At 63.2% G+C, this 25,361-nt stretch carries 21 protein-coding genes and 2 pseudogenes; 12 read left to right on the top strand and 11 right to left on the bottom strand.

All coding sequences use genetic code 11. The features are described from left to right. Window positions 1–62: 62 nt before the first annotated feature. The gene (locus tag HDIA_RS18890) at window positions 63–1,055 is read right to left on the bottom strand and encodes a restriction endonuclease (RefSeq protein ID WP_173796261.1); all 993 of its coding nucleotides are present in this window, start codon (window positions 1,053–1,055) and stop codon (window positions 63–65) included. Window positions 1,056–1,242: 187 nt separating this feature from the next. Further along, window positions 1,243–1,815: pseudogene (locus tag HDIA_RS18885) on the bottom strand (integrase core domain-containing protein); the annotation flags it as partial. Between the two features lie 5 nt (window positions 1,816–1,820). Here HDIA_RS18885 and HDIA_RS25450 point away from each other — a divergent pair. Further along, window positions 1,821–2,213, top strand: a complete 393-nt coding sequence (locus HDIA_RS25450; protein WP_157775735.1) for a hypothetical protein — start codon at window positions 1,821–1,823, stop codon at window positions 2,211–2,213. A 168-nt stretch (window positions 2,214–2,381) separates the two neighbouring features. Then, window positions 2,382–4,541 carry a TonB-dependent receptor gene (locus tag HDIA_RS18880; RefSeq protein ID WP_099557576.1) on the top strand — a complete coding sequence of 720 codons (2,160 nt, stop codon included), beginning with the start codon at window positions 2,382–2,384 and terminating at the stop codon, window positions 4,539–4,541. 81 nt (window positions 4,542–4,622) lie between these two features. Here HDIA_RS18880 and HDIA_RS18875 read toward each other — a convergent pair whose 3' ends face one another. Continuing rightward, complete coding sequence (locus tag HDIA_RS18875) at window positions 4,623–5,444, bottom strand: AraC family transcriptional regulator (protein ID WP_099557575.1); 822 nt, start codon at window positions 5,442–5,444, stop codon at window positions 4,623–4,625. Between the two features lie 189 nt (window positions 5,445–5,633). Between HDIA_RS18875 and HDIA_RS18870 the strand changes: the two genes are divergently transcribed. Together HDIA_RS18870 and HDIA_RS18865 are read left to right on the top strand one after the other, a co-directional pair. Further along, entirely contained in the window at window positions 5,634–6,032 is a 399-nt protein-coding gene (locus HDIA_RS18870; RefSeq protein WP_099557574.1) for a hypothetical protein, read from the top strand. An 88-nt stretch (window positions 6,033–6,120) separates the two neighbouring features. Beyond that, window positions 6,121–6,525 (top strand): hypothetical protein, encoded by a 405-nt coding sequence (locus HDIA_RS18865; protein ID WP_099557573.1) that lies wholly within the window; start codon window positions 6,121–6,123, stop codon window positions 6,523–6,525. Here the strand turns inward: HDIA_RS18865 and HDIA_RS18860 are convergent. The 6 genes and pseudogenes from HDIA_RS18860 to HDIA_RS18835 all read right to left on the bottom strand — a co-directional run. After that, window positions 6,479–6,777 (bottom strand): annotated as a pseudogene (locus tag HDIA_RS18860) (integrase core domain-containing protein); the annotation flags it as partial. The gene HDIA_RS18865 and the pseudogene HDIA_RS18860 sit on opposite strands and share 47 nt — an antisense overlap. Window positions 6,778–6,903: 126 nt before the next feature. Next, window positions 6,904–7,926 carry an ABC transporter permease gene (locus tag HDIA_RS18855; RefSeq protein ID WP_099559008.1) on the bottom strand — a complete coding sequence of 341 codons (1,023 nt, stop codon included), beginning with the start codon at window positions 7,924–7,926 and terminating at the stop codon, window positions 6,904–6,906. Between the two features lie 12 nt (window positions 7,927–7,938). Continuing rightward, window positions 7,939–9,441 (bottom strand): sugar ABC transporter ATP-binding protein, encoded by a 1,503-nt coding sequence (locus HDIA_RS18850; RefSeq protein ID WP_099557572.1) that lies wholly within the window; start codon window positions 9,439–9,441, stop codon window positions 7,939–7,941. Between the two features lie 70 nt (window positions 9,442–9,511). Beyond that, window positions 9,512–10,459, bottom strand: coding sequence for a sugar-binding protein (locus HDIA_RS18845; RefSeq protein WP_099557571.1), 948 nt, complete (start codon window positions 10,457–10,459; stop codon window positions 9,512–9,514). Window positions 10,460–10,603: 144 nt separating this feature from the next. Next, window positions 10,604–11,596, bottom strand: coding sequence for a sugar-binding protein (locus HDIA_RS18840; protein WP_099557570.1), 993 nt, complete (start codon window positions 11,594–11,596; stop codon window positions 10,604–10,606). Window positions 11,597–11,640: 44 nt separating this feature from the next. Further along, the gene (locus HDIA_RS18835) at window positions 11,641–12,624 is read right to left on the bottom strand and encodes an NAD-dependent epimerase/dehydratase family protein (RefSeq protein WP_099557569.1); all 984 of its coding nucleotides are present in this window, start codon (window positions 12,622–12,624) and stop codon (window positions 11,641–11,643) included. Between the two features lie 152 nt (window positions 12,625–12,776). Between HDIA_RS18835 and HDIA_RS18830 the strand changes: the two genes are divergently transcribed. From HDIA_RS18830 to HDIA_RS18800, 8 genes are all read left to right on the top strand, one after another. Beyond that, window positions 12,777–13,517, top strand: a complete 741-nt coding sequence (locus tag HDIA_RS18830; RefSeq protein WP_099557568.1) for an ATP-binding cassette domain-containing protein — start codon at window positions 12,777–12,779, stop codon at window positions 13,515–13,517. Between the two features lie 12 nt (window positions 13,518–13,529). Then, window positions 13,530–14,519 carry an ABC transporter permease gene (locus tag HDIA_RS18825; RefSeq protein ID WP_099557567.1) on the top strand — a complete coding sequence of 330 codons (990 nt, stop codon included), beginning with the start codon at window positions 13,530–13,532 and terminating at the stop codon, window positions 14,517–14,519. 49 nt (window positions 14,520–14,568) lie between these two features. Continuing rightward, window positions 14,569–15,567, top strand: a complete 999-nt coding sequence (locus HDIA_RS18820) for a LacI family DNA-binding transcriptional regulator (RefSeq protein ID WP_245883969.1) — start codon at window positions 14,569–14,571, stop codon at window positions 15,565–15,567. A gap of 85 nt (window positions 15,568–15,652) precedes the next feature. Further along, window positions 15,653–15,964, top strand: a complete 312-nt coding sequence (locus HDIA_RS25445) for a hypothetical protein (RefSeq protein WP_157775734.1) — start codon at window positions 15,653–15,655, stop codon at window positions 15,962–15,964. Between the two features lie 203 nt (window positions 15,965–16,167). After that, window positions 16,168–17,154 (top strand): HlyD family secretion protein, encoded by a 987-nt coding sequence (locus HDIA_RS18815; RefSeq protein WP_099557565.1) that lies wholly within the window; start codon window positions 16,168–16,170, stop codon window positions 17,152–17,154. Next, complete coding sequence (locus HDIA_RS18810) at window positions 17,155–18,366, top strand: ABC transporter permease (protein WP_099557564.1); 1,212 nt, start codon at window positions 17,155–17,157, stop codon at window positions 18,364–18,366. After that, window positions 18,363–19,541, top strand: a complete 1,179-nt coding sequence (locus tag HDIA_RS18805; RefSeq protein WP_099557563.1) for an ABC transporter permease — start codon at window positions 18,363–18,365, stop codon at window positions 19,539–19,541. Before HDIA_RS18810 ends, HDIA_RS18805 begins: the two co-directional genes overlap by 4 nt. A 289-nt stretch (window positions 19,542–19,830) precedes the next feature. Next, window positions 19,831–22,686 (top strand): ATP-binding protein, encoded by a 2,856-nt coding sequence (locus HDIA_RS18800; protein ID WP_162292669.1) that lies wholly within the window; start codon window positions 19,831–19,833, stop codon window positions 22,684–22,686. 39 nt (window positions 22,687–22,725) lie between these two features. Here the strand turns inward: HDIA_RS18800 and poxB are convergent, their stop codons facing one another. Both poxB and HDIA_RS18790 read right to left on the bottom strand, forming a co-directional pair. Further along, window positions 22,726–24,462 (bottom strand): ubiquinone-dependent pyruvate dehydrogenase, encoded by a 1,737-nt coding sequence (gene poxB / locus HDIA_RS18795; RefSeq protein WP_099557561.1) that lies wholly within the window; start codon window positions 24,460–24,462, stop codon window positions 22,726–22,728. 55 nt (window positions 24,463–24,517) lie between these two features. Continuing rightward, the gene (locus HDIA_RS18790) at window positions 24,518–25,333 is read right to left on the bottom strand and encodes an acetoacetate decarboxylase family protein (RefSeq protein ID WP_099557560.1); all 816 of its coding nucleotides are present in this window, start codon (window positions 25,331–25,333) and stop codon (window positions 24,518–24,520) included. Between the last annotated feature and the right edge of the window lie 28 nt (window positions 25,334–25,361).

The raw sequence follows: 25,361 nt of genomic DNA, 5'->3' as shown, positions 1-25,361 counted from the left end.
CCCAACAATTACCCCAACAGTGGTCCTGCATCGGCGCGAAGCCTCAGAACAGCAATCAGCCACTACGCTGGCCAGTAGATTCTTTTCATCGGCAGCAACTGCTTCGTCTCCATGTCGAGGTTGTCATAGTGCTCAACGAGTGACTCTACGAGTTCGTCGATCGTCATCAATGCCATGGGGATGTTCGCACGTTCAGCTTCGTAATAGGCATCTTTGGTGAAGCCACCCGTAGAGACATAGAGGCCTTTGTCCTGAGGATGCCGCCCACCCAGAAAGCTGCGTATCTGCTGAGATCCCATGGCGCCTTGTCGATGTTTCACCTCGACTACGATACGGGGGGCCTCAAACCCGAATCCATCGGGAGAAGCGACGATGTCTTTGCCCCGATCAGGGCCAGCTGCCGACACTCGGGTGCGATATCCGAGAGCGCGGAGTAAGCCAGCCACAAGATCCTGTAGTTCTTCCCATCCAAGAGCGGATACACGGTCCTTTGCGAATTCGAGTGCTTTCGCTTGTATGTTTGCGAAGACGCCCTCTTCGATAGCTTCATCTTCCGATGGTGATGATGGGGTTGAAGGGCGATGGGAAGTCAGTGCCCTTTCCACATCATCAGCTACTTCCTTGGGCACGAGAAAAAGCGTTGAGATCGCTCCGAGACTGTTTCGGCTGGCAACTGACAACAGGTCGCGAGAGACTTCTCCACGCCATGTCACCGATCGCAAGTTAGGATATTCGGGATCCAAAGATCGATCGTAGCGGTATGGTCCAGCAATCGTTCCGACCAGATAGACGCGACGGCGCTGGTCGTAAGTCAGCACCATGTCACCGACGGCTAGCTCATTGCGAAACCGAAACAGCTGCCCTGCATCCATGGCAACCGCCTGGAGCTTCCGTTCGGGCCACTGTTGTTCGACCCGGCTCATGACTGCCTTGCGGGTGTTCAGGTCTTCCAGACTGCCAATTTCGAACCACCCAATTGCGACGATGCTGTTATCTTTGAAAAAGTCGTACAGCCTGCTGTTGCGTTCAGCGCGGACCATCCAAGCGTTGCTCATCGATTTTTCTCTTTTCCTCGTGTCCTTCGATAGCCTAGGGTTGCGAGTGGGCTGGGGCAACTAGAATGCAAATGTGGGTCCGTTCGCGACAAATGGTCAGGCTCTTTTCAGAGCCGTGTGCATTTTCGCGGATCGGCCTGTTGGGCCGGCTCGTCTGCCCCCATAGGGTGGTCCGGTGTAAATCTTGGTGCAGGGTCGGCCTTTGGGCCACGGTTGGTTTGGCCGTCGCAGCCTTTCCATTGAGCGGCTCCGGCCAAAGCAGGACTTCCGGTGCTGGTGGTTTATAGCCCAGGGAAGAATGCGGGCGTTCGGGATTGTAGTGACGGCGCCAGCTGTCGATCACGACCTTGGCCTCGCCGAGCGAGTAGAAGATTTCTCCGTTCACAAACTCGTCGCCAAGCCGGGCGTTGAAGCTTTCGCAATAGCCATTTTCCCACGGGCTTCCAGGCTCGATAAATGCCGTCGTGGCGCCGACGGCCGCGATCCAGTCCCGCACCGCCTTGGCGATGAACTCCGGCCCATTATCCGACCTGATGTGACCGGGCACACCACGCAGGATGAACAGATCAGTCAGAGCATCGATGACGTCGGTCGAGTTCAGCTTTCGATTGATGCGGATCGCCAGACTTTCCCGGCTGAACGCGTCGAGGATATTGAGCATGCGGAACCTCCGTCCATCGTGGGTTCGGCTTTCAACGAAGTCATAGGACCAGACATGGTCGCGATACTCTGGTCGAAGCCGGACGCAGCAGCCGTCGTTCGGCCTTGCGAAACCAGGACGTCAACCTGACGCAGCTTGGCGACGATCTCTTCTGGCTTGTGCTTCTTCTGGCCCATGTTCTCGTCCTCCAATGGTTCAAGAACCAGACTTCAGGGAGGACCACTTCCTTGGCGGCAGACCAAAACCTCGGTTATGGGCGTTGTGCAGGGCGGTTCGGTGTCGTGGCAGCTTGGACGGCAACGGGGATTGCCCGCTATGGCTGGCTGCAAAATCCTGCTTTGCCGGGTGACATCGCGACGCCTGCGGCCAATTCAGCCTCGTCGTCGATATCCTCTACCGTCTCGCGGCTCCGGCCGAGAAAGAAAAAGGCGACGAGAGCCGTCAGCACCGTGATCCCGCTCACTAGCCAGAGAATCGGCCCTCAGCAGCATTTCTGAGGTATCTCCGCCCCCGCAGCGACAGGGCTGAGAGTCCGCAGTTTGGCCGGATTGACAAACAGATTGGCGGGATGGCGAAATCTTGAATCTCGAACTCCAGTTTATTCAAGCGTTAATGCGGATCATTCGCGATTTGTCGACCGCAGTTTACTCAAGGCGGGGTGACAAATGATTGATTTGAACAATTATAAGTTGTCGGCGAGCCCTATATATTTGCTCGCGACGTTCCTTGCTTCGGGATGGGGCTGTGTTGCAGAGGCGCAAACGGCATCAGAACAGGCCGAGCCCATTCAAACGAATGCCGAGGCCGACGTTACGGTCCTCGATCCCATAGTGGTTACGGCTAGAAAAACCAGCGAAGACCTTAGAGATGTCCCTGAAAGCGTCACCGTAGTCCCTCAGGAAAGTTTGATGGCTGCACCATTCGATCCCGGCGCAGCCATTGCCCGCAATTCGCCAAATGTGCAGTGGATCAACAGAGCCACAGGTTCGCAGTTTTTCTCTATTCGCGGCGTGAGTTCGCTCGGAACGCCGGTCAATTTTTCCGATGGCACGGTCGCCTTCAATATCGACGGTGTGCCGAACAGTTTGATGAGTGCCTCCAACGTTCTCCTCGATGTTAATCGGATCGAGGTTATGCGCGGCCCGCAGGGCACATTATGGGGCAGCAATGCCCTCGGGGGCGCCATCAATGTCGTTACCAATCAGCCGGACGGGGTGCGCGATATCCATGTGACCAGCGAGATCGGCACAAACGGCTATCGCATGGGTGAGATGGTTCTGGGCGGCAATATCATCCCGGATGCGCTTGACGGACGCATGGCCGTGCGTTTCGGTCACCAGGACGGTGACGTTAGCAGCTTGTTCACCGATGACCTCGGCAAGCGCGATATCGCGGCATTTCGTGGCGGGCTGCGCTACACCGGGATCGACGATACGACCGTCACGCTGACTGGCAACTACCTCCGGGATGAAGGCAACGCACCATTCTACCTCCTGCGCAATACGCCCGGATTTCCGATCAGCGGAACCTTGACCGAACCGAAGTCGGTGACGACGCAAGGCGGCACCACGCTGACCGTGGAACGCGAATTTGACGCTTTCAGATTCACCTCCCTCAGCGCCTATCAGCACAACGAACTGGACAGCAAGACCGACAACGCCGACAAGCTGCTCTACGACCAGCTTGGATTTCCGGCTTTCAGTTCTCGCGGCCACCTAGACGATAAAGAGAACATCTTCAGCCAGGAGCTTCGGCTGAATTCGCTTGAAGGCGATCCGATCCGGTGGGTCATGGGCGCCAGTGTCGCTCGCACCGAAGGGAGCCGTACATGCGTCAGCGCGCAATGCGCGCCCCCGCCTTACTTCGACACCATCACAATGGACACCGACCTCAACAGTACCAACCTTGGCCTGTTCGGTGACATGTCAGTCCCGTTCGCGGAGCGATGGGAGTTTTCGATCGGCGGTCGCTTGAGCCACGATCAGATCGAACTCAAGCGTGGGAACTCGGGGGATATTGCCGATCTGACAGGCTCAAACTCGACCTCGCAAACCTATCCGACGGGCCGAATGGCGCTGGCTTACAAGTGGTCGGATGAGGTCCAGACCTATGTCTCGCTGGCGCGCGGCCACGCCACGCGCGTCTATCCGTTGTTCGGTTACCCGGTGAACGGCGTCGTGGCCGATCCATATCCGGCGGCGGCCGGCTGGACATATGAGGCAGGCATAAAGGCAAGCCTGTTCGACGACCGCCTTGAGCTCGATGCCAGCGTCTTTCACAACGATATCAAGAATGGCGTCATGACCTACCTTGATCCCGCGCTCGGGACGTTCGGCACGACCTATCAGGATTATAAGACCAGTGGCTTCGAGCTTCAGGGCCGCATGCTCATCTCAGATGGGCTGACCCTGACGGGCGGCCTCGGCTACACGTATAGCGAGCTGGGAGCCAATGGTGCCAACACCAACACCGTCGCGGGGAACGGGGTGCCCAACACGCCGCAATGGACCGTCACGACAGGGCTGCAATACGATACCTTAGCCAGCGTCCTGAATCTGCCGGGTTCGTTGTCCCTTGGGGTGCAGTATCAGTTCACTGGGAGCCGTCCCGCCGATGTCGACAATTCGTTCGATCTGAAGCCTTACCACATTGTGGACGCCCGGATCGGGTGGAAGAACGATGCTGGCGACCTGGAGCTCTATGCCTTCGGGCGCAATCTCCTCGACCAACGTGCCGAAACGTTCGGTTCGCTCTATTTGGGCGCCGAAACCGTCGCGGCCGGACCGGGCCGTATCGTCGGGCTCGGGATCACCAAGAGCTTTTGATCGTGAACTCGTCGAGCATCACGACGGCCGCACCGCCGGAGACTTCGCTATGCGGCGATCGTAGATGAAGCCCAGCAGTTCCTATCGCTCGCCATGATCGTGAGGTGCAGACCTAAGCCGCTCGAGCAGATAGCGGCTTGGCGGCTTGCCGACCATCTTTCGGAACATGGTCACGAAACTGCTGGCGCTTTCATAGCCGAGATCCATCGCGACGGCCTGGACCGTCTGGCCGGCGCTCAGATGCCGCAAGGCGAGGACAACATGCAACTGCCGGCGCCAGCGGCCGAAACTCATGCCCACCTGTTCCGCCAGCATACGGTTCAGGCTGCGCTCGCTGACCGCGATGCGGGAGGCCCACTCCGCGACGGTCGCATGATCCGCAGGCGCCGCGATTAACAGGTCGGCGAGCTTCTTCAGGCGCGAATCGCTGGGGATTGGGAGGCGGAGGTCTTCGACCGGCGCCGCAGCCAGTTCATCGAAGATAACGGACACGATGCGGCCGTCCGGACCGTCGACGTCATAGCGCTCCGGTAGCTCGTTGGCCCGCATCAGCAGATGACGGAAAAAGCTCGACACCGTGATCGTGCAGCATTCGCTCGGCAGGTTCGGAGCTTCAGGAGGTTCGATGAAGAGGGAGATGCACTCCACCTCGCCTGAGCCGAAAACGGTATGGGGCAGCCCGCCGGGAATCCACACGGCGCATTGCGGCGGCACGATCCAGACAGCGTCTTCAACCTCGCAGTTGATGATGCCACGGACCGTGAAAAGCAGTTGCGCTTTCTGATGCGAGTGCCGCGGCGACTGCTCCAGGGCCTCAAGATTGGCGACGGCGTTGGCCGCGACGAGAGCGCGAGGAATCTCATCGACATAGGAAAGCCAATCGCTACGGACGTCTACATACATCAAAGGCCTCAGCGTTTTTTCATTTCGGCCGGATTAAAACATACAATGGCAGAATTGCGCAATGACGCCATTCGCCGACTGACGTATTGCTTTCAGGCAGAAGGGACACGCGGCGATCATGATCACGCTCCTCTTCGAGAGGGGCAGCGCTCAACTGCCTGTCGAGCAAATTCGGATAGGAGTGTTGACGTGATCGAAAAGAAACCAGTTAAGCTCGCACTCGCGTGGCTTGTCCCAGCGGTCGGTGCCGCGATCTTCGTCACGATCCAGTGCTTCTCTTATCTGAATGATTACGTCGGAAGCGGCGGGACAATGCAGGCCATGACTTTCGGCCCCGCCGCGTTGTGGGGCGTATCTATTTTTTACGGCGCCTGGGTCATCCCGCCGTTGCTGGCGCTTGCCGGAAGGCGCGCGACCGACTGGGCCATGCTCGCCCTCGGCGGTCTCCTTTTCACCATGAGCACGCTCGCCGGCGTATCGGATGGCTTGCGCGACGGCGGCCATCTCGTTGCCTTGGAACTGCTGGCAGTCACGCTTCCTGGCGCGGTCGCGCTGATCATGTCGTGGCGGCACATCCGTTCGAATTGAAAGCATCCATCCCGGCTTGAGCAATTCCAGGTGAAGTGGACACCGGTTCACCGTCCGGAATTGCGCAGAAACTCCAAGGAGAAGACACATGCCTTTGGACAGCACGAACTTCCCGCTCGTCTGGATGAGCTATGACGAAGGTCCCGATCACGACCACGACGAGGACTTCGAGGCATTCGAGGCGACTCTGAAGCGCGGCACGCCGTTCGTGCTTCTGACCGATTCCGTTCCGGACGAAGACCATGAGCACAGCCAGGAAGAAAAGAAACGCACCTCGCTGTGGATGAAGAAGCACAAGGCCGAACTGCGCACGCTCGTGCTGGCGATGATTGTGATTGAGCCGAGCGCCGCCAAGCGTCTGGCGTTCAAGGCTTTCGGTGTGGCCTTTGCCAAATTCTGGGGCTATCCGATGAGGCTTGCCTCGTCTCGCGAGGAGGCCATCGAGATCGCCGGGAAACTGCTGTCGGAGCGCGCCGGGTCCGCCACAGCCTGACTGCCCTGCCGCGGTAAACGTCGGCAGGCGTGAGGTTGCCGAGGCTCTCGTGATGGCGGTGGTGGTTGTCGTGGTCGATGAAGGCGGCGACGGCCTGTTCGAGCGCACCCGGCAAGAAGTCGTTCTCCAAGAGGATGCGGTTCTTCAGCGTCTGGTGCCAGCGTTCGATCTTTCCCTGGGTCTGAGGGGGGGCGGTGCACCGCGAACATGGTCCATGCGCCTGCCTTCGAGACAGACCGCAAGATCGCCGGACTGGTGATAAGGTCATGGGCCTTCAGGACCCTATAGACGCCGGCCTTCGCGCGATGGCACGGCTGCACCGGTCACGTCGCGAAGCGCAATAGCGCAAAGGGCGAAAAATCCGGGTGTCTTGCCCGTTCAGTGTTCCGGAGCCGCTTCTGATCTCTTCGGAGTCCTGACCTGCTTGTCGAGAGTGGACATCGCCGCGGCCTGCCTGCGCTTTTCGCGATAGGCCATGAATTGCGTATCGGCGGTCACGCCGACGAGAATGACGCTGCCCATGACGGCAAAGTTCAAGGACGAAGGAATGCCCAGCAGGTTGACGAGATTCTGGAGAACCTGAAGCAGGATCACACCAAGGACGACGCCGACGATCGATCCTTCGCCGCCGCGCAGCGAGAAGCCGCCCAGCACGGCCGCCGCTATGCCGTAAAGTTCGTAGAAATTCCCGTGCGAGGCTGGCTGCACGGACCGGGTATACATGGCGAAAAAGACGGCGGAGAGTCCGGTCAGCAGCATGCACAGCACATAGGAGGCGACGATCACGCGCCGCGTGTCGATCCCCGAATAGCGGGCGGCTTCCTCATTCTTGCCCACGGCGAAGAGATGACGGCCGAACACTGTGCGATGCAGCACGAACCAGGCGATCACCGCGGCGATCGCAAAGGCGATCACCGAGTGGGGAATGCCTGCTGTGCGCCCTGCGACGAGATATTCGAGCGCCGGAAAATCCGCTCCGAAGCTGAAGCCGGCGGTGCCGTCCCGGGTGTAGAAGCGCGCGACGCCGCGATAGATCAGCAGCCCGCACAGGGTCACCACGAAGGGCTGCAACCTGAGCCGGGTCACGAGCCAGCCATGCAGCAGGCCGATCAGCACCGCGAGGACGAGTACGATCGCAAGGGCAAGCGGCCATGCGACGCCAAAGGTGGAGATGAGATCGATGAAGATCACGCCAAGCAGGGCGATCACCGAACCGATCGAAAGCTCGATCCCGCCGGTCACGATGACGAAGGCCTCGGCAATCGAGAAAAGCCCGAAAAGCCCGATCAGGTTGGCCGTGTTGGCAAGGTTGATCGGCGAGAGAAACCGTGGATTGACGAGCGCCACGATCGTCCCGACGCAGACAACCAGAACCGCAAGCCCGAGATCCTTTCTGTGCATCATCCTGACCTTCTATCCGACAGCCAGCCGCAGGATCCGCTCCTCCGACAGCTCCTCATGTTCCAGCATTCCCGCGATGCGGCCCCGGCTCATGACGGCGACCCGGCTCGACACGCCGATCACCTCCTCCATGTCCGACGAGATCATCAGGATCGCCGCTCCGTCGCCCGCCAGCGCCCGCATCAGGCGGTAGACCTCGGCCTTGGCGCCGACATCGATCCCGCGCGTCGGCTCATCCAGAATGATCACCTTCGGGCGGGTGGCTAGCCACTTCGCCAGCACGATTTTCTGCTGGTTGCCGCCCGAGAGTTCGCCGGCCGGCCGATCAAGCCTCGGGGCCTTGATCGCAAGCTTTTCGCGTGCGTCGCCGGCCAGAGCGAGTTCGGCCAGCGTGTCGACGAAACCGTAGCGCGCCAGGCTTCCGAGACTCGGCATGGCGATGTTCTGGGAAATGGCGAAGTCGAGAAAGAGCCCTTCGGACTTGCGGTCTTCGGGCACGAGGCAGATGCCGGCCCGGATCGCTTCGGTCACCGAACCGGCTGGCACAGGAATTCCCTCCACCGTCACCACCCCGTCTTCGCGCGGATCGATGCCGAAGATGGCCCGTGCAAGCTCGGTACGCCCCGCGCCCACAAGACCCGCAAGCCCGAGGATCTCGCCGCCGCGGAGCGTGAGGTCGACGGTCTCCCGCGGGTAGGCGGCGGTGTGCAGACCTCGTGCTTCGAGCACGATATTGCCGCTGTTTTCGCCCGGCTTTTCATAGAACTGCGAGACAGGGCGGCCGATCATCAGGCGCACCATGGCGTCCTTGTTGATGTCCTCGCGCGCCAGCGCGCCGGCGTTCCTGCCGTCACGCAACCCCACGACACGGTCGGCAACCATCTCCGCCTCACTGAGGCGGTGCGTGATGAAGAGCACCGCAACGCCATCGTCACGCAGGAGCCGGATCACCCCCAGCAGGCGTTGCGTCTCCGAAAGGGTGAGGCTCGATGTGGGTTCGTCGAGGATGAGCAGCCGCACGTTGGTCGACAGCGCCCGCGCGATTTCGAGGAGTTGCTGGTCGGCGAGCGAAAGGTCCGAGACGGGGTCGGACGGTCCGAACCGGGTGCCGAGCATGGCGAGCAGCGGCCGCACGCGGTCTTCCATCGCCCTGCGGTCGATGAACCCGAACGGACCTTTCCGGGTTTCGCGGCCGAGCAGGACATTGTCGGTAACGTCGAGATTGGAAAACGGATTGAGCTCCTGGTGCACGAAGGCGATCCCGTGTTCCAGGGCGCGGGCCACCGTCAGGCCCGTTGTGCTGTCGCCGTCGATGACGATCCGGCCTTCGTCCGGCCTGATCGTGCCGCCGAGAACCTTCATCAGCGTCGATTTTCCCGCGCCGTTCTCGCCGATGAGCCCGACCACCTCACCCCCGCGTATGCTGAGCGAGACATCATTGAGAGCGATGGCGCTTGCATACACCTTCGTAATGCCGACCAGCTCCAGGGCAATGGGGTTTTCGACGCGGGCCATGCCATCCTCGCCTCTACCGACGGCCCTGCGCGGACGGGAAGGCCCGCGCAGGACGGGACAGGGGTGGCGGTCAGCCGCCGATGCGCTGCTTGAGCTCGGCTTCGAAGGCGTCGACATTCGCCTTGTCGATGATCTTCGTCGGAACGATGATCAGGCCGTCCGCGGGGATGCCAGACTTGTCGCCTTCCAGATAGGCGGCCATCAGCTTCATGCCCTGATAGCCCCACTGATAGGGATCCTGGACCACGGTGCCGGCAAACGAGCCTTCCCTCACGGCGCCGAGCGTGATCGGGTCCTCGTCGAAGGCGATGACGGTGATTTCGCCGAGCTTCCCGGCAGCCTGGAGGGCTTCGTAGATTTTGGGCGGATTGTAGGAGTAAAAGCCGACCATGCAGGTGATGTCGGGGTTGGCCGCCAGCACGTCGTCGACATTGGAGCGCGCCCTGGCGAAGTCCACGTCGTCGCCGCGCACGTCCACCAGTTCGATGCCCTTGCCTTCGACTGTCTCGCGAAAGCCCGCGATACGTTCCTTCGCGTTGTCGGCGCCCAGAAAGCCGACGAACCCCATGCATTTGCCGCCGTTCGGCATCGCGCCGACGGCGATTTCGCCAGCCTGGTTGCCGGCCAGCGTGTTCGACGAACCGAGATAGGCGATGCGGTCCGATTGCGGCGCGTCGCTGTCGGTCGTGAACAGCGGCACCTGCGCCGCGATGCGGTTGAACGCGTCGATCGAATTCTTCGGATCGGCCGAAGAAATCATGATCGCGTCCGTGCCGGCGGCGACGAGGTCGTCCATCAGGGCGTTCTGCAGGGCGGCGGAGCCTTGTGCCGGGTAGCGAAACTGCAGTTCATAGCCTGGCAGTTCGGCCTGTGCCGCCGTCACGCCCGCTTCGGCCAGTTTCCAGAAGTCCGACGCCGCGTTGACGACGAAGGCGAGGGCCGGCTTGTCCTGCGCAAGGGCTGTGGTCGCACTCAGGGCGAGCCATGTCGCCGCCAGGATCGGTGTTGTTTTTTTCATGATGTCCTCCCGCGATCCTCTTTGCCGGGATCGCTTTCATCAGGTTGCAAAGGGCGTCCCGAAACGAGTCAGGACGTTCCGGGACGCCATTTCCGCGGGTCGCGGGCGGGAGCATGCCTCGGGGCCGGTCTCCTGCCCGAAGCCTCAGTTCTTCTCGCAGAAGCCAGGGGCGTCGCCAGTGCAGACGTCGAGCCCGGTAAACAGCGGGTCGTCGACCGTCTCGCCCTTGATCAGCTGGATCATGACGTCGGGCGCGCGGTAGCCCATCTCGAAGGGGCGCTGGCCGACCTGCACGTGGCTGCGGCCTTCGCGGAAGGCTTGCGTCTGCGGCGGCAGCGTATCGCCGGCGATGATGATCAGGTCCTTCGACTTCAGCTTGTCCATCACCTGATCCGTCACCTGCGTGTAGGCCTGCGGGGCGAACTGCGCCCAGCCGCCGATCAGGATGAAGGCGTCGAGATCCGGATTGGCCGTGAAGACATCGGACATCTGCTGGTTGGCAAGGTCCGCCTGGTCATTGGTGAAGACCGGGCAACCCTCGATCTCCGTCCAGCCGTTCTGTCCGCTGAGCCTGTCGATATCCTTGGCGCCCGCGATGGTGTCGCGGAAACCCTGGGCGCGGGCATTGATGTTGGCGGCCGCGACATTGCCGAGCTGCAGGCAGACGGTGCCGCCATCCGCACGCAGCTTCATCGCCTCTTCGGCCATCTTGACGCCCATCAGGTAGTTGTCGGTGCCCAGATAGGTCGACCGCAGCTCGTGGTCCTGCTCCAGAAAGTCGGCGTCGATCGTCATGACGGGCACGGACGGCGCGATCTGACGGATGCGGTTGGCCATGGCCGGTGCGTTCGAGGGCGAGATCGCGATCGCCGCAACGCCGCGGGTGAGGAGGTCGTCGACAATCTGTACTTCGCCGGATTCGTCCGCCGAAGAGGCAGGCCCGGTGTAGAGGCAGGCGTATTCGCTGTCGGCGTTTTCCGACAGCCACTTTTTGCAACCCAGATTGATCTGCTCGAAGAACGGGTTGTCGAGCCCCTTGACGACGATGGCGAGCGTCTTCTTGTCCTGCGCGCTCGCGTGGCCTGCGAAAAGCACGGCTGCTGATAGGGTGGCGATTGTCAAATATTTTATTTTCATTGTTGTTTCTCCCCTCCTTGCAATCGCCGGCGAAGGTTGGTTCCTCAGCCGGGATACCAGACAATGCGCGGGTCGTTGTCCTCGCGCCTGTAATTCCATGCCCGTTCAACGAGGCCTTCGAGGTCGATCGCGGGCGTCCAGCCCAGCACCTTCCGAGCCTTGGTGTTGTCGAGCCAGTTGCTGTGAAACGGGGTCTTGATCTCCACCGGCGAGCCCCACCCGTTCTTTTCGACGAGCGATGAAATTCGTCCGTAGTCCGCGGGCTCGTTCATCGCGATGTTGAACAGCTCGCCGCAGGCATCCGGGTTGTCGATCGACAGCAGGATGGCTTCGACCAGATCGTCGACGTGGATGAAGCTCCGCTTCAAAAAGCCGCCGTTCGCGTCGCGCATCGCGGGGAAGACGCCGACGTCGCGCATTTTCGCGAGCGTTTCGGAGTCTATGAGCGTTTCCCAGGGCGGACCGCCGAACTGGGCCTCCCCCATTTCGAAGGCGTATCGGAAGTCGTCCTTTTCCATGATCCATGGCGCCCGCAGGATCGTGTGCTTGAGCCCATGTTGGATGCCGAACTGTTCCAGCATCACCTCTTCCAGAACCTTCGTCAGAGCGTAGATGCCCGGATAGGCGCGTCTTTGAGAGGCCTCGGTGATCGGGGCGGCGTAGTCCTGAAAGATGTGGCCGACGACGCAGTCGCCGCTGAGCAGCAGGAACTGACGGCCGCTCGACGAAAGACGGAACTGCTCCAGCAGCAGGTAGAGACCCTTGAGCGCCACATCGATGGCAAGGTCTGGCGATTCCTTCACCGCCGCCAGATGAAGAACGTGACTGACGCCCCGAAGCGCGCTTGCGACGGTCTCCTCGTCGGCCATCGAGCCATGGACCACGCTGACCCTTCGATCGTCGGTTGCGATCGCCCGGTTGTGGCAGAGCGCGACCACCTCCCAGCCGCCAAAGCGCTGTTCGTTCAGAAAGGCGGGAAGGAAGGCCTGACCGACTTTTCCGGCCGCTCCTGTGACCAGCAGCTTCATCCGCAGCGCCTCTCGCAATTTCAAGGTTCCATGCGAGATAATTATTTACTAATAATATTAAGTCAAGGTATTATTGATTTTAGTTATGGCGCCAATGGTGTCAGTTTGCTGGACTGGCCAAAGAAGAGCGCGGAACAACGGGGAGGGGAGCCGTGACAAGACTGGTTCTGTCAGGAATATCGAAGAGTTACGGGGCCATTCAGGCGCTGTCGTCTGTGTCGCTCGTTCTGCAGCCGGGCGAGGTGCTGGGCCTGATGGGCGACAACGGTGCGGGAAAAAGCACGCTCGTGAAGATCATCGCCGGTAACTTTCCGCCCTCTGCGGGCGAGATGCGCATCGATGGCGAAACGGTCGTCTTTCACAAGCCCCGAGACGCGCAGCGACAGGGGATCGAGGCCGTGTATCAGGACCTCGCGCTCTGCGATAACCTCTCGGCCGCGTCGAACGTCTTTCTAGGCCGCGAAGCCATGCGCAGCCTTGGCCCCCTGAAATACCTGAACTATCGCCGGATGAACGAGGTCGCGGCCGATCTCTTCCGTCAGCTCAAGTCCGAGACGCGCCCGCGTGATCTTGTCAGGAAGATGTCGGGCGGCCAGCGGCAGGCTGTCGCCATCGCGCGCACCCTCCTGTCGCAGCCCAAGATCGTGATGATGGACGAGCCGACGGCGGCCATCTCCGTCCGGCAGGTCAAGGAGGTTCTCGACCTGATCGGCCGGCTCAAGGACCACGGCATCAGTGTGATCCTCATCAGCCACCGGATGCCGGACATCTTCGCCGTTGCCGACAGGATTGCGGTGCTCCGCCGCGGTGAACTCGTCGCCAGCAAACCTGCGGCCGAATCCTCTCCCGAAGAAGTGACCGGTCTCATTACCGGTGCGATCGACGCGGCATAGAAAGGTGGACCGATGACGACGCTCGAAGACGCGATATCAAGAAGCCAGCATCGCAGCTGGCTTTCCAAGATCGCAACCCAGCAGCTTTTCTGGATTTTCATCGCGGCAATCGCCGCCTGCCTGGCGCTGAGCCTCCTTACCGATACATTCGCCAGCGAACGGAACCTCTTCAACGTCGCCCGCAACTTCGCCTTCGTCGGCATCATTGCGATCGGCATGACGGCGGTGATTGCTTCAGGTGGTATAGACCTGTCGGTGGGATCCTCCGTCGTCCTGTCTGCCATGGTGATCAGCGTGCTGATGGCAGGCGGCATGGCGTTCTGGCTGGCCGCCCCGATGGCATTGGGCGCTGCGCTTCTGGTCGGGCTCTTGAACGGCGTGCTGGTTGCGTACGGCGGCATGCCGCCCTTCGTGGTCACGCTCGGCACGCTTTCTGCCGCCCGCTCGCTTGCCATGGTGCTTTCCGACAACAAGATGATCTGGGAGTTCGGTCCCGATCACAATCTGCTCCTGTGGGTTGGTGGCGGCTCGACGCTCGGCGTTCCCCACCCGCTCTATGTTCTGACGGTGCTTGCGATCGTGATGTCGCTGGCCTTCAAGTGGACGCGGTGGGGCCAGCATGTCTATGCCGTCGGCAGCAATGAGCATGCGGCACTCCTGACCGGCATTCCGGTCAAGCGGCTTAAGGTCAGCATCTACATGTTCTCGGCCTTTTGCGCCGGGGTCGCGGGCATTTTGATGGCCGGATGGCTCGGCAGCGTGACGACGAACCTCGGTCAGGCGATGGAGCTGACCGTAATCGCCGCAGCCGTGATCGGCGGTGCCAATCTCGCCGGCGGCGAAGGCACGGCCATTGGCGCCGTCGTTGGCGCACTGCTGATCGAGGTCATTCGCAACTCTCTGATCCTTCTCGGTATCTCGACATTCTGGCAAGGAATGTTCATAGGTACCTTCATCATTATTGCGGTGGCATTCGACAGAATCAGGCATTTCAGGTCATGACGGCCTGGAAGCTGGCCGGATGACCGCGCCATCCCGCATGGAGAACGCATTGAAATCGACAATGATGGATGTCGCTGCTCAGGCTGGCGTCTCTCAGGCGACTGTCTCGCTCATTCTCAATGGCAGTTCCGGGGCACGCTTCAGCGAGGCCACGCGCAAGCGTGTCTTCGATGCGGCTGCGGAACTGGGTTATCGCCTTTCCAACAGATCGGCAGCGGCCAGAAGCGCGGGCACCAAGGTCATCCTTTTCATTGTCGATGAACTGACGACCGACCCATGGATGGCGCTTGCCTTTGAAGGTGCGCGCGAGAAGGCCCTGGAACTCGGCATCATCGTGACACTGGGTGTCTTTCGCCAGGGCGAGGACCCCGATGAAAGGGTCTTTTCCGTCTGCGAAAGCCAGACCCTGGTGGGCTGTATCTTCGGCACGATCCTGACCCGCAAGATCGATCCACCGAAGGCGCTTCTCGGTGCGCCCTCGGTTCTCGTCAACTGCTACGACCAGGACCGCAGGCTGCCGTCGATCCTGCCGGGTGACGTCGCGGGTGGCCGGGCCGCGACGGAACGCCTGATCAAGGGGGGGCGCAAGCGCATTGCGCTCATCAATGGACAGGAGGGCCTGGACAACCCGCGTGACCGCTTGCGCGGCTACAAGCAGGCCCTTGCGAGCAACGATCTGGCCTATGATTCCAAGCTTGTCCATTACGGCAACTGGGAGCCTTCGTCGGGCTATGAGAAGACCCATGCGCTGATGAGGCTGCCCGATCCGCCGGACGGCATCTTCTGCGCCAATGACCTCATGGCGATCGGCTGCCTCGAAGCGCTCAAGGAGCTTGGCAAATCGATCCCCGACGACGTGGCCGTCGTCGGTTTCGACAATCGCGACATCGCGCAATTCACCATGCCGCCGCTCACGACATTCCATCTCCCGATGCTAACGATGGGGTCAATGGCGGTGGAACTGCTTCAGGACATCACGGGCGGGCTGAACAGCGCTCACGATCAGCTGAAGGTCGAATGCCCTCTGGTCGAGCGTGTTTCGGCCTAGAGCGCGTCCATCGATCGATGGATCGAATGCGAAGTGACGGTCCTCGCGGAGCCTGATTCAAAGTTCCCCTCACTGGAGAGGAACGATGGCCAGAGCGCTGAGCAACGATTTGCGGTCACGGGTTTTGCAGGCTTCTTCGGAGGGGCCTTCGGCTCGTCAGGCGGCAGCCCGTTTTGAGGTCGGTATATCACCCGCGATCCGCTGGATCGGCCGAGCAAAGCTCGGCGAGCGTTCGGCGCGAGCGCAAGGCTGGCGGCGTGGCTCCTGCCTCGGTCCTCATGAGGCCTTCGTCTTCGGGATGATCGAAGCGCAAAAGGACATCACGCCCGATGAGACGGTGATCCGCCTTGACGATGATGTCGGCATCCGGATCGGCCGCCGTGCCACGACGGCCTGAGCCACCGAGTCGGCAGGCCCCGTTTGGAGTGCTGGGTCCCGGCGTTCGCGAAACAACAACAATCAACACGAAGACCATGCAGAAGGGGTTTAGATACAGCTTCAACTGGAAGGTGGACAGGCTGCAGCTCAAACATACCGGAGCGTCCCGGGATGGACTTGGGCAATCAGCCATCACGTTCCGTCCCTCATTTGAGCGACTCTATGCGCACAGCGACGCTACTTCGGGCCTGTATCGGCCTCGCCGTCCTCGCCACCCTCGCAGCGGTGCTTTACTTGGTAACTCTGCCGCCACCGTTGATCGTGCAGGGTCAGGTCTCGGCCGATGAGGTCGACATCAGCCCGCGGGTCTCGGGGCGGGTGGCCCGACTCAATGCCGATGTCGGCGACAGCGTGAAGCAGGGCGATGTGCTGGTCGAGCTGACCAATCCCGAGCTGAGCGCGGCGCTGGCCGCCTCGAAGGCCGCGCTGGCCGTGGCACAGGCCAATCAGAGCAATATCGAGACGGTCCGGCCCGAGACGGTGACAGCGCAGAAGGCACAGGTCGCGGCCGATCAGGCCGATGTCGATCTTTCTCAGTCGTCCTACAGCCGCCAGCAGAAGCTGCTCTCGACCGGCAACACGCCGCAGGCCGATCTCGATCAGGCGACGCGCAATCTGCAGGCGGCACTGAAGAAGAAGGAGGCGGACGAGGCCGAACTCGCCCTGACCATCGAGGGTGCGAGTGCCGAACAGCGCGCCCTGGCCGAGGCCCAGGTCAAGCAGGCCGCCGCCGCCGTGGCACAGCAGGCGGTGGATGTCGACGAGCTTCGCATCGTCGCGCCGATCTCGGGAGAGGTGACGACGCGGATCGCCGAACTGGGTGAAAACTTCTCGCCCGGTGCGCCGCTTTATGCGCTGATCGATCTGCAGAACAGCTGGATGACCTTCAACCTGCGCGAGGATCTGCTCGCCGGTCTGAAGGTCGGCGATACGTTCCGGGTCGATATCCCTGCGCTCGGCGCCGAGGACGTGGCGGTCAAGGTGACGGTCATCAATGTCGAGGGGCAATATGCGACGTGGCGGGCGACGCGGGCTACCGGTGATTTCGATCTGCGGACCTTCGAGGTCCGTGCCAGGCCGGTGGAGCCACTGACCGGGCTGCGGCCCGGGATGAGCGTCATCGCGCATTGGCATGCGCGGACCAGCTAGATGCGGGGGGCCCGTCAGCTTCGTCCCGGTTTCTGGCGCGTCTTTCTGCGCGAGATCGACGGGCTGCGCCGGCGGCGCTTCCTGCTCGCCCTGACCACGCTGGTGCCGCTCCTGCTGATGGTGCTGCTCAGCACGATCTTCAGCGCGGGCCTCGCCACGCGGCTGCCGATCGGGGTACTCGATCTCGACGGCTCCGATCTGTCGCGCAGCATCATCCGCGCGGTCGATGCCACACCCGATGCCGCCATCACCACGCAGGTCAGCGATCTCGCCCAGGGCAAGGCGCTGATCCGGTCGGGGGCGATTCACGGGCTCTTGATGCTTCCGCAGCATCTCAAGCGCGACGTTTATGCCGGCCGTCGGCCCGATGTCGTGTTCTTCTACAACACCCAGACCCTGACCACAGGCAATACCATCCTGCGTGGCGTCAACGCGGCGGTTGCCACCGTGGAGGCGGGGATCAAGGTCTCGCTCAGGACCTCCGAGGGGCAACCGGTCGATGTGGCGGAGGCGCAGCTGCAGCCCATTCCGGTGCAGGTGAACGCGCTTTTCAATCCGACGCTGAGCTATATCGCCTTCCTGCTCAACACCGTGGTGCCCGCGGTTCTGCAGGTTATCATCGTCACGAGTTCCGCCTATTCGGTCGGGCTGGATGTGGAGACGCCGCACCGGCTGCGCAGTCTGAGGCGGCTGGGGGGCGGGCTGCTGCCGGCGATTGCAGGCAAGATCCTGCCCTATACTTTGCTGTTTCTCCTGGTGCTCGGCCTCTCCGATATCGTGCTTTTCGGTGTGCTCGGCGCGCCGCTGCGCGGGAACCGCGCGCTGCTGGTGCTCGCCGGCACACTGTTCATCCTGGCCTGTCAGTTCCTCGGCGCGCTTCTGGCGCTGGTGCTCAGGCCCACGGCCAAGGCGGTTAGCATCGGGTCGCTTCTGACCGCGCCGGCCTTCGGTTTCATGGGGATCGGCTTTCCGAGGATCGCGATGAACGGGTTCGCGTTCTATTGGGGCAGCATCTTGCCCGGCACCTGGTATCTGATGGCGCGGATCGATCAGACTGTGCGGGGCACGCCGGTCGATCTGTCGCTGCGCCCGGTCCTGGCGCTGGCGGCGATGGTGCTGGTTTTCGCGGGGCTGACCGCGCTGGTGCTGGAGGTGCGCCGCATCCGGTTGCGGAACGCCGCGCCCCAGCCGCAGTCGGGAGCCGCGGCATGATCGCTGTTCTGCGCGCCTGCCGGAGCGAGCTGTCCCGGATGCTGGCGCTGGCGCCGGTCTTTTCGGTCCTGATCGTCGCCTCGGTGGTCTATTCCGGGTTCTATCCCCAGCCCTATCTCAACGAGGCCTTGCGCAACGTTCCGATCGCTGTCGTTGATCAGGATCGGAGCGCGGCGAGCCGACGCCTCACCCAAGCGGTCGATGCCAGCGCCGATGTTGCCGTCACCGCGCAATTCTTCGACATGCCGAGCGCCGAGCGCGCGGTCTTCGCCCGGCAGATCTACGGCATCCTGCTGATTCCGCAGCATTTCGAGCGTGACCTGCTGCATGGCAGGCCGTCGCCGGTCGCGGTCTATGGGGATGCAAGCTATTTTCTGATCTATCAGCGGGTGGCAGGGGCGGTGTCGGCCGTGGCCGGGACCATGGGCGCCGAGGTCGAGACCGCGCGGTTGATCGCCGAGGATGTCGATCCGCGGATCGCTGGTGCCGCCGTCGATCCGATGCCGCTGACCGCCGTGCCGCTTTTCAACCCCGAGGGTGGCTATGCGACCTATATCCTGCCCGCCGCCTTCGGCCTTATCGTCCAGCAGATCCTGCTGATCGCCGTCTGCCTGCTCGGGACGCTCCCCGCATCGCAGACACCGGTTGAGCCCGGGGATACCGCCGCGCCGCCCGTTGGGGCGGTCGCGAGCGTCCTCGGCAGGCTTCTCGCCTATCTGCTGGCCGAATGTATCCTGCTGCCGGCCTATCTGATCGCCTTGCCCTATCTCTACGGCCTGCCGCATCTGGGAAGCCCGCTGGTCCTGATGGTCTTCGCGATGCCCTTCGTGCTCGCCATCGGCGGGCTCGGCATGATCCTGGCACGGATCTTCCGCCACCCCCTCACCGCCCAGCTCGCCACCGCTGCGATCGGGCTGCCGCTGTTCTTTCTCACCGGCTTCTCCTGGCCCGCCGAGGCGATCCCGCTGGCGCTGCACAGGCTCTCTCTGCTGATCCCCAGCACCTGCGCGGTGCCGGCCTTCGTGCGCATCACCCAGACCGGCGCCAATCTCGCAGAGGTCAGGCCGGAGTTCCTGATCCTCTGGAGCCTCGCGATCGCCTACGGCGGAGTCGCGATGCTGCTCCAGGGTGGGGTGCGTCCATGGGGCGCGGCGGCTCCGCGGCCGAGCGCCTGAGCTTCGCACCTGCCCCCGTTGCCTGTCGGCAGATGCGACGCAGCCGCTAAAACAGCCAGTGTCGGAGATGTGATCTCATGACGTACCCTTTCGGCGCTTTTGCCAAGACGATGACGTTCTTCAGCGTGTAAATCTGCGAGCCGTCAGCGGGGCGCGCTACGGGCGGGCATAGTGAAGCCTCCGTCAAATGGTGGTCGGCATCGCGCCGTGCGCTGCCCCTGTTCGGAGTCGGAAGGTGATGCGTCAAGACCATCAGCCCGCCCGCGGTTGGAGCTTCGGCCCTTTTCACATGTCCGCCGAAACGATGCAGCTGACGCGGGAGGGCCGTCCCGTGCCCCTCGGCAGCCGTGCGTTCTCGATCCTGCTCGCATTGGTCGAACGTCAGGGCGAGGTGGTCTCCATCGACGAGCTGCTGACGGAGGTCTGGCCCAATGTTTTCGTCGAGCCGGTCACCATACGCGGCCATCTGCATGCGCTGCGCAAGGCGCTGAACGACGGCAACGGCCAGGCGTGCTACATCATCAACGAGATGGGGCGCGGGTACCGGTTCGTCGCACCTCTGGCCGCCGCGCCACTCGCCCCTACGGCAAGGCCCACGGTCGGGATCATCGGACGCGAGACCGAGATCGAGGCGCTCTGTGCCGATCTGCTGCGGCAGAGTCTGGTCAGCATCGTCGGCCCGGGCGGCGTCGGCAAGACGACGGTGGCCTTGGCCGTCGCCGCGCGTTTCCGCGACAGCGGCCGCGGCGATGTACGCTTCATCGATCTCAGTTCCCTGACCGATGCGGCCTTCGTTGCCAGCGCGATCGCCAGCCCCCTCGGGCTGTCGCTGCTCGCGGAGGATTGCAGCGAGGCGCTCGCGCGCGCGCTGCCGTCGCGCCGCCTGCTGCTGATCCTCGACAATTGCGAACATCTCGTCGTGGCGGTCACCGAGGTCGCCGAGGCGATCCGGCGCCGGGCGCCGGGCGTGACCGTGCTCTGTACCAGCCGGGAGCCATTGCGCGCCCAGGGCGAGTGGGTCTTCCGTCTGGAGGGGCTGCCGTTGCCGTGCGAGGGCGAGATCAGCGCCGAGGAGGCGCTGCGCTATGCGGGCATTCAGCTGTTCAGCGAACGGCTCGGCACGTCGCGGCAGAGTTTTGACCTGACGGCTGAAAACCTGCTGACTGTCTGCCGGATCTGCCACCGTCTGGACGGATTGCCGCTCGCGCTCGAACTTGCCGCCGCGAGTCTGCATGGCTTCTCGCTCACCGAGTATCTCGAGCAGCTCGATGGCAATCTGGCGCTGCTTGCCAATGGGCGCCGCACCGCGCCGCGGCGGCAGCAGACGATGCGGGCGACGCTCGACTGGAGCCACGCGCTGCTCGCGGAGCCGGAACGCATGCTGTTCCGGCGTCTGTCGCTGTTCCGCTCGGCCTTCGGGTTGGACGCTGTCATCGGAGCCTGTGCCTGCCCGCAGCTCACACGGGCCGAAGTGGTGGAATGCCTCGGCGGTCTGGTCGCCAAATCCCTGGTTCAGGCCGACGTGTCGGGCGAGCGGACGGTGTTCCGTCTGCTCGACACCACAAAGGCCTATGCGCGCGAGAAGCTGTTCCTGGCGGGCGAAGCGGCGCAGTTTCGCCGCCGCCATGCCGAGGCGATGCAGGCCATGCTGGAGGAGGCCGCGACGGACTGGCGCCTGCTCCCGATAGAGACCTGGCGTGCCCGCTACCTGCCGTTGATCGACGATATTCGCGCCGCTCTCGACTGGGCCTTCGGGCCCGAGGGGGACGCCGATCTCGGCATCGCGTTGACGGCCCGGACCGGGACGCTCGCCTTCCTCGGCTCACTCCTTGCGGAATTCCGGGCGCGGCATGAGAAGGCGCTGGCGGTCCTGGAGCAGCGCGGATCGGATCCGGTGATCGAATTGCGGCTCAGAGCGCAGCTCTGCCGGTTGACCGCGTTCAGCGGCGGCCGGCATGAGCGGGCGCGGCTCCTGGTCGATGGCGCGGTCGAAATCGCGGGACGGACCGGCTCCGACGCGCGCATGGCCGAAGCGATGGGCGCGCTCTGGGGGCTCGGCTTTGCCACCGCCGATGTCGAGGCGATGCATCGGGCCTGCGAAACGACGTCTCTGATCGCCGCGCGGAGCGGCGACGAGACGGCCGGACGGTTCGCCGACCGCCTGGGCGCGATCACGCATACGTTCACCGGAGACCTGCGGCAGGCGCGGGCGCTTTTCGACTATGGCCGCGACATTCCCGACGGCCGCATCGTCCTGCCGAGCTATCATGTTCCGCTGTATCTGGACCGTGAGCTCACCGGCGTCATCGTTCAGGCGCGGCTGCTTTTTCTCCAGGGTGAGATCGGCCGCGGCGTGGCGCTTGCGGAGGAGTGGGTCGAGATCACCGGGCGGCTCGATCACCAGATGCCGTTCCTGGTAATGCTGGGGCTGGTCGCGATCCCGATGCAGTTCTGGATCGGAGACGTCGATCGCGCCGCCGTATTGCTCCAGCGGCTGATCCGGCATGTCGAGCGGCATTCGGCGGCCTATTACCGATATCAGTGGGTGCGCGGATATGAGCATGCGCTGCGCCTCCACCGGGGCGCGGACGCTTCCCTGAGCGTGGCGGATGGCCTGGATAAACTGATCCATGATCATCTCTGCACAGTGCATCCAGCCTTTGTTACGCCGGCCGCCCTGGCGCGCGTGCAAACCGGAACGGCCGGCTGGGCCACGGCGGAAATCATGCGGATCGATGCGCTGCGCCGCCTTCGGGCCGGCGAGGTCGAGGCCGGTATGGCGACTCTCGTCGCCGCACGCACGCTTGCGCGCCGTCAGGGCGCGTGGTTCTGGGAGTTGCGCGCGACCCTCGACCTTGCCCTGCATCTCGCCGGCACGGGCCGACGGGCCGAAGGGAAGGCGCTGCTGGCGCCGCTCCTTGACGGACACGACGCGGACCCTGCGACGCGCGACCTCGACGACGCGCGGGCGTTCCTCGACGGTCAGTATCCGGGGCGGTCGTCCCGAAGCTTGGCGCGAAACGGCCAGGAGACGACGGCCGTATCGAGCAGTGTCGGCGGCAGCACGACAATGCCGGCAGACCAGAAGAGGACGGAGAGGCTGGGGGCGTCGCAGCGGCGCGTCAGATCGTCAAAGGCGAGCTGAAGGCGGACGGGGAACAGCGCTCTCATCGTCTCGCTCCGGTCAGTGCCAGAGGTTGGTTTTGGCGAGATCGACGATTTCGTCGGCCCTGCCGTTCATGATCGCCCGGAGCATGTAGAGGGAGAAGCCCTTGGCCATCTCGACCGTGATCGCCGGCGGCATCGCGAGTTCGGTCCGCGTCACGACGGCATCGACGACCACCGGACCGTCATGGTCGAGCGCGGCCCGGATGCCGGCTTCAATCTCCGACGCACGTTCGATCCGGATGCCGCGAATACCGACTGCCTCCGCCAAGGCGGCGAAATTCGGGTTGGTCAAGTCGGTACCGAAGGGCAGGAAGCCGGTCGATTGCTGCTCGACCTCGACGAAGCCGAGGGCGCCGTTGTTGAAGACGACGATCTTGGCCGGAAGCTTGTACTGCACGAGGGTCAGCAGATCGCCCATCAACATGGCGAAGCCGCCGTCGCCCGACATCGAGATCACCTGACGGCTTGGAAAAGCCGCCTGCGCCCCGATCGCCTGCACCATGCCATTGGCCATCGAGCCGTGATTGAACGAACCGATCAGGCGGCGTTTGCCGTTCATCTTCAGGTAGCGCGCGGCCCAGACCGTGGGGGTGCCGACATCACAGGTGAAGACCGCATCCTCCGAGGCAAGCTCGCTGATCGCGCGGGCGATCTGCTGGGGGTGGATCTGTTGGCCGCGCCGGTCTGGCGCGCCGAGGGCGTCAAGCCCCGCGCGGGCGCTTTGGTAGTGCCGCACCGCCTGATCGAGATGGCTGCGCCCCTCGCGCGCCGCAAGCTGCGGCAGAAGAGCAGTCACCGTTGCCTTGACGTCACCGACGAGCGCGCGGTCGACCGAGGTGCGCCGCCCCAGTCGCCCCGGCGCGATATCGACCTGCACGGTCACCACGCCCGGGCCCCTGGGGAAGAACTGGCGATAGGGGAAGTCGGCGCCAAGCACGAGCAACACGTCGCAGTCGAGCATGGCGTAATAGCCCGAGGCAAAACCGATCAGCCCGGTCATGCCGACATCGAACGCATTGTCGTATTCGACATGTTCCTTGCCGCGCATCGTGTGGACGATGGGCGCCTTGAGCCGGCTGGCAAGCGCCACGACCTCGTCATGCGCACCGGCACATCCGGCACCGCAGAAGATCGTCAGGCGTCCCTCCTGATTGAGCAGTTCGGCCAGCGCCTCGACCTCTTCGGCGGGGGGCACCACGACCGGGGCCTTCGGCAGCAGCCCGGAGGATTTCGATCTGGCCTCGGTTGCGGCGGGCTTCAGTGCCACGTCGCCGGGAACCACCAGCACCGAGACGCCCCGCTGGCCGACGGCGGTGCGGATCGCGGTTTCGAGGCTGCGCGGCATCTGCGCCGGGTCCGAGACGAGTTCGCAGAAATGGCTGCATTCGCGAAACAGCTCCTGCGGATGGGTTTCCTGGAAATAGCCCGAGCCGATCTCGGCGGAGGGGATGTGGGCGGCGATCGCCAGCACCGGGACATGCGAGCGGTGGCAGTCGAAAAGGCCGTTGATCAGGTGCAGGTTGCCGGGCCCGCAGCTGCCCGCGCAGACCACGAGATCGCCGGTCAGATGGGCCTCGGCGCCAGCAGCGAAGGCACCGGCTTCTTCGTTGCGGACATGGATCCACTCGATCTGGGTCTGCTTGCGGACCGCATCTGTGATGCCGTTCAGGCTGTCGCCGACAACGCCATAGATGCGTCTGATGCCGGCGGCCTGAAGCGTTTCGACGAGTTGCTGGGCGACGGTAAGGGCCATGGTCTGCTCCTGCATTGGCGTGAAGCCGGCGGGGCCGCGCGCGGGCCCGCCGGCTTCACGCGAGGTAGTTTCTGAGGACGCGAAGGTCGGAGACGGAATAGGCGAAGCTGAAGCGATAGCCGCAGCCGACGCGCAGCGGGGCGATGAGGTGAATCTCTTCGCCCTCGACCTCTGGAATGCGCAGTTCGGCCGAGCCTGCCCACATGCCGACCATGGCCGGGTCGTCGACCAGCGACAGGGTAAGCTCATCGACCGCGGGTGTGCCTTGCAGACCCGCGACGAGGTTGGGGAAATACCGCCGGATGGTGGTTGGCCGATTGAAGACGGTGGCCGGATCGTCGACCTCTTCCTCAAGCTGGATGCGCGCGGTGGCGATCCGTTCGCCATGCGCCGAGACGCTGGCGCCGAAGCGGCTGCCGGGCGCCAGCGGTGCGGCGGCAAGGCTGGGCACCGGGAAGCTGCGGGTCTGGAACACGCTGCCGATCTTCTTTGGGAAGCCTTGCGTCCAGCCGCGTGCCAGGGCGGCGTCATTGTCGACGAAGATGTAAGGGCAATAGGTGACCGGCATGCCTTCGAACACGGCGTCGAGCAGGATGAACGCCTCGCGGTACTGATAGCGCGCGGGATCGGTCAGCTCGTCCTGTTCGCCGGTGAATTGCCAGTCGAGAAACCAGCAGAACGCGCGGCCTGCGCTGCTGTCGTCCAGCGTCATGCAAGGCGGAAGCAGGGCTGCGACCGCGGCGGGATCGGCCCAGTATTCGACCGCGATGCAATCGCTGGCGTAATGCCAGGGCGGCGTCGGGTTGAGCGAGGACTTGCCTTCGGGCGAAAGTGGCACGCAATAGCCGCGCGGTTGGATCTGGTCCGGCATGTCGTTTCTCCTGTTCCCGGCGCGGCGA

Source organism: Hartmannibacter diazotrophicus, assembly GCF_900231165.1.
GTDB lineage: Bacteria > Pseudomonadota > Alphaproteobacteria > Rhizobiales > Pleomorphomonadaceae > Hartmannibacter > Hartmannibacter diazotrophicus.
This window is presented reverse-complemented; position numbering and strand designations above follow the sequence as displayed.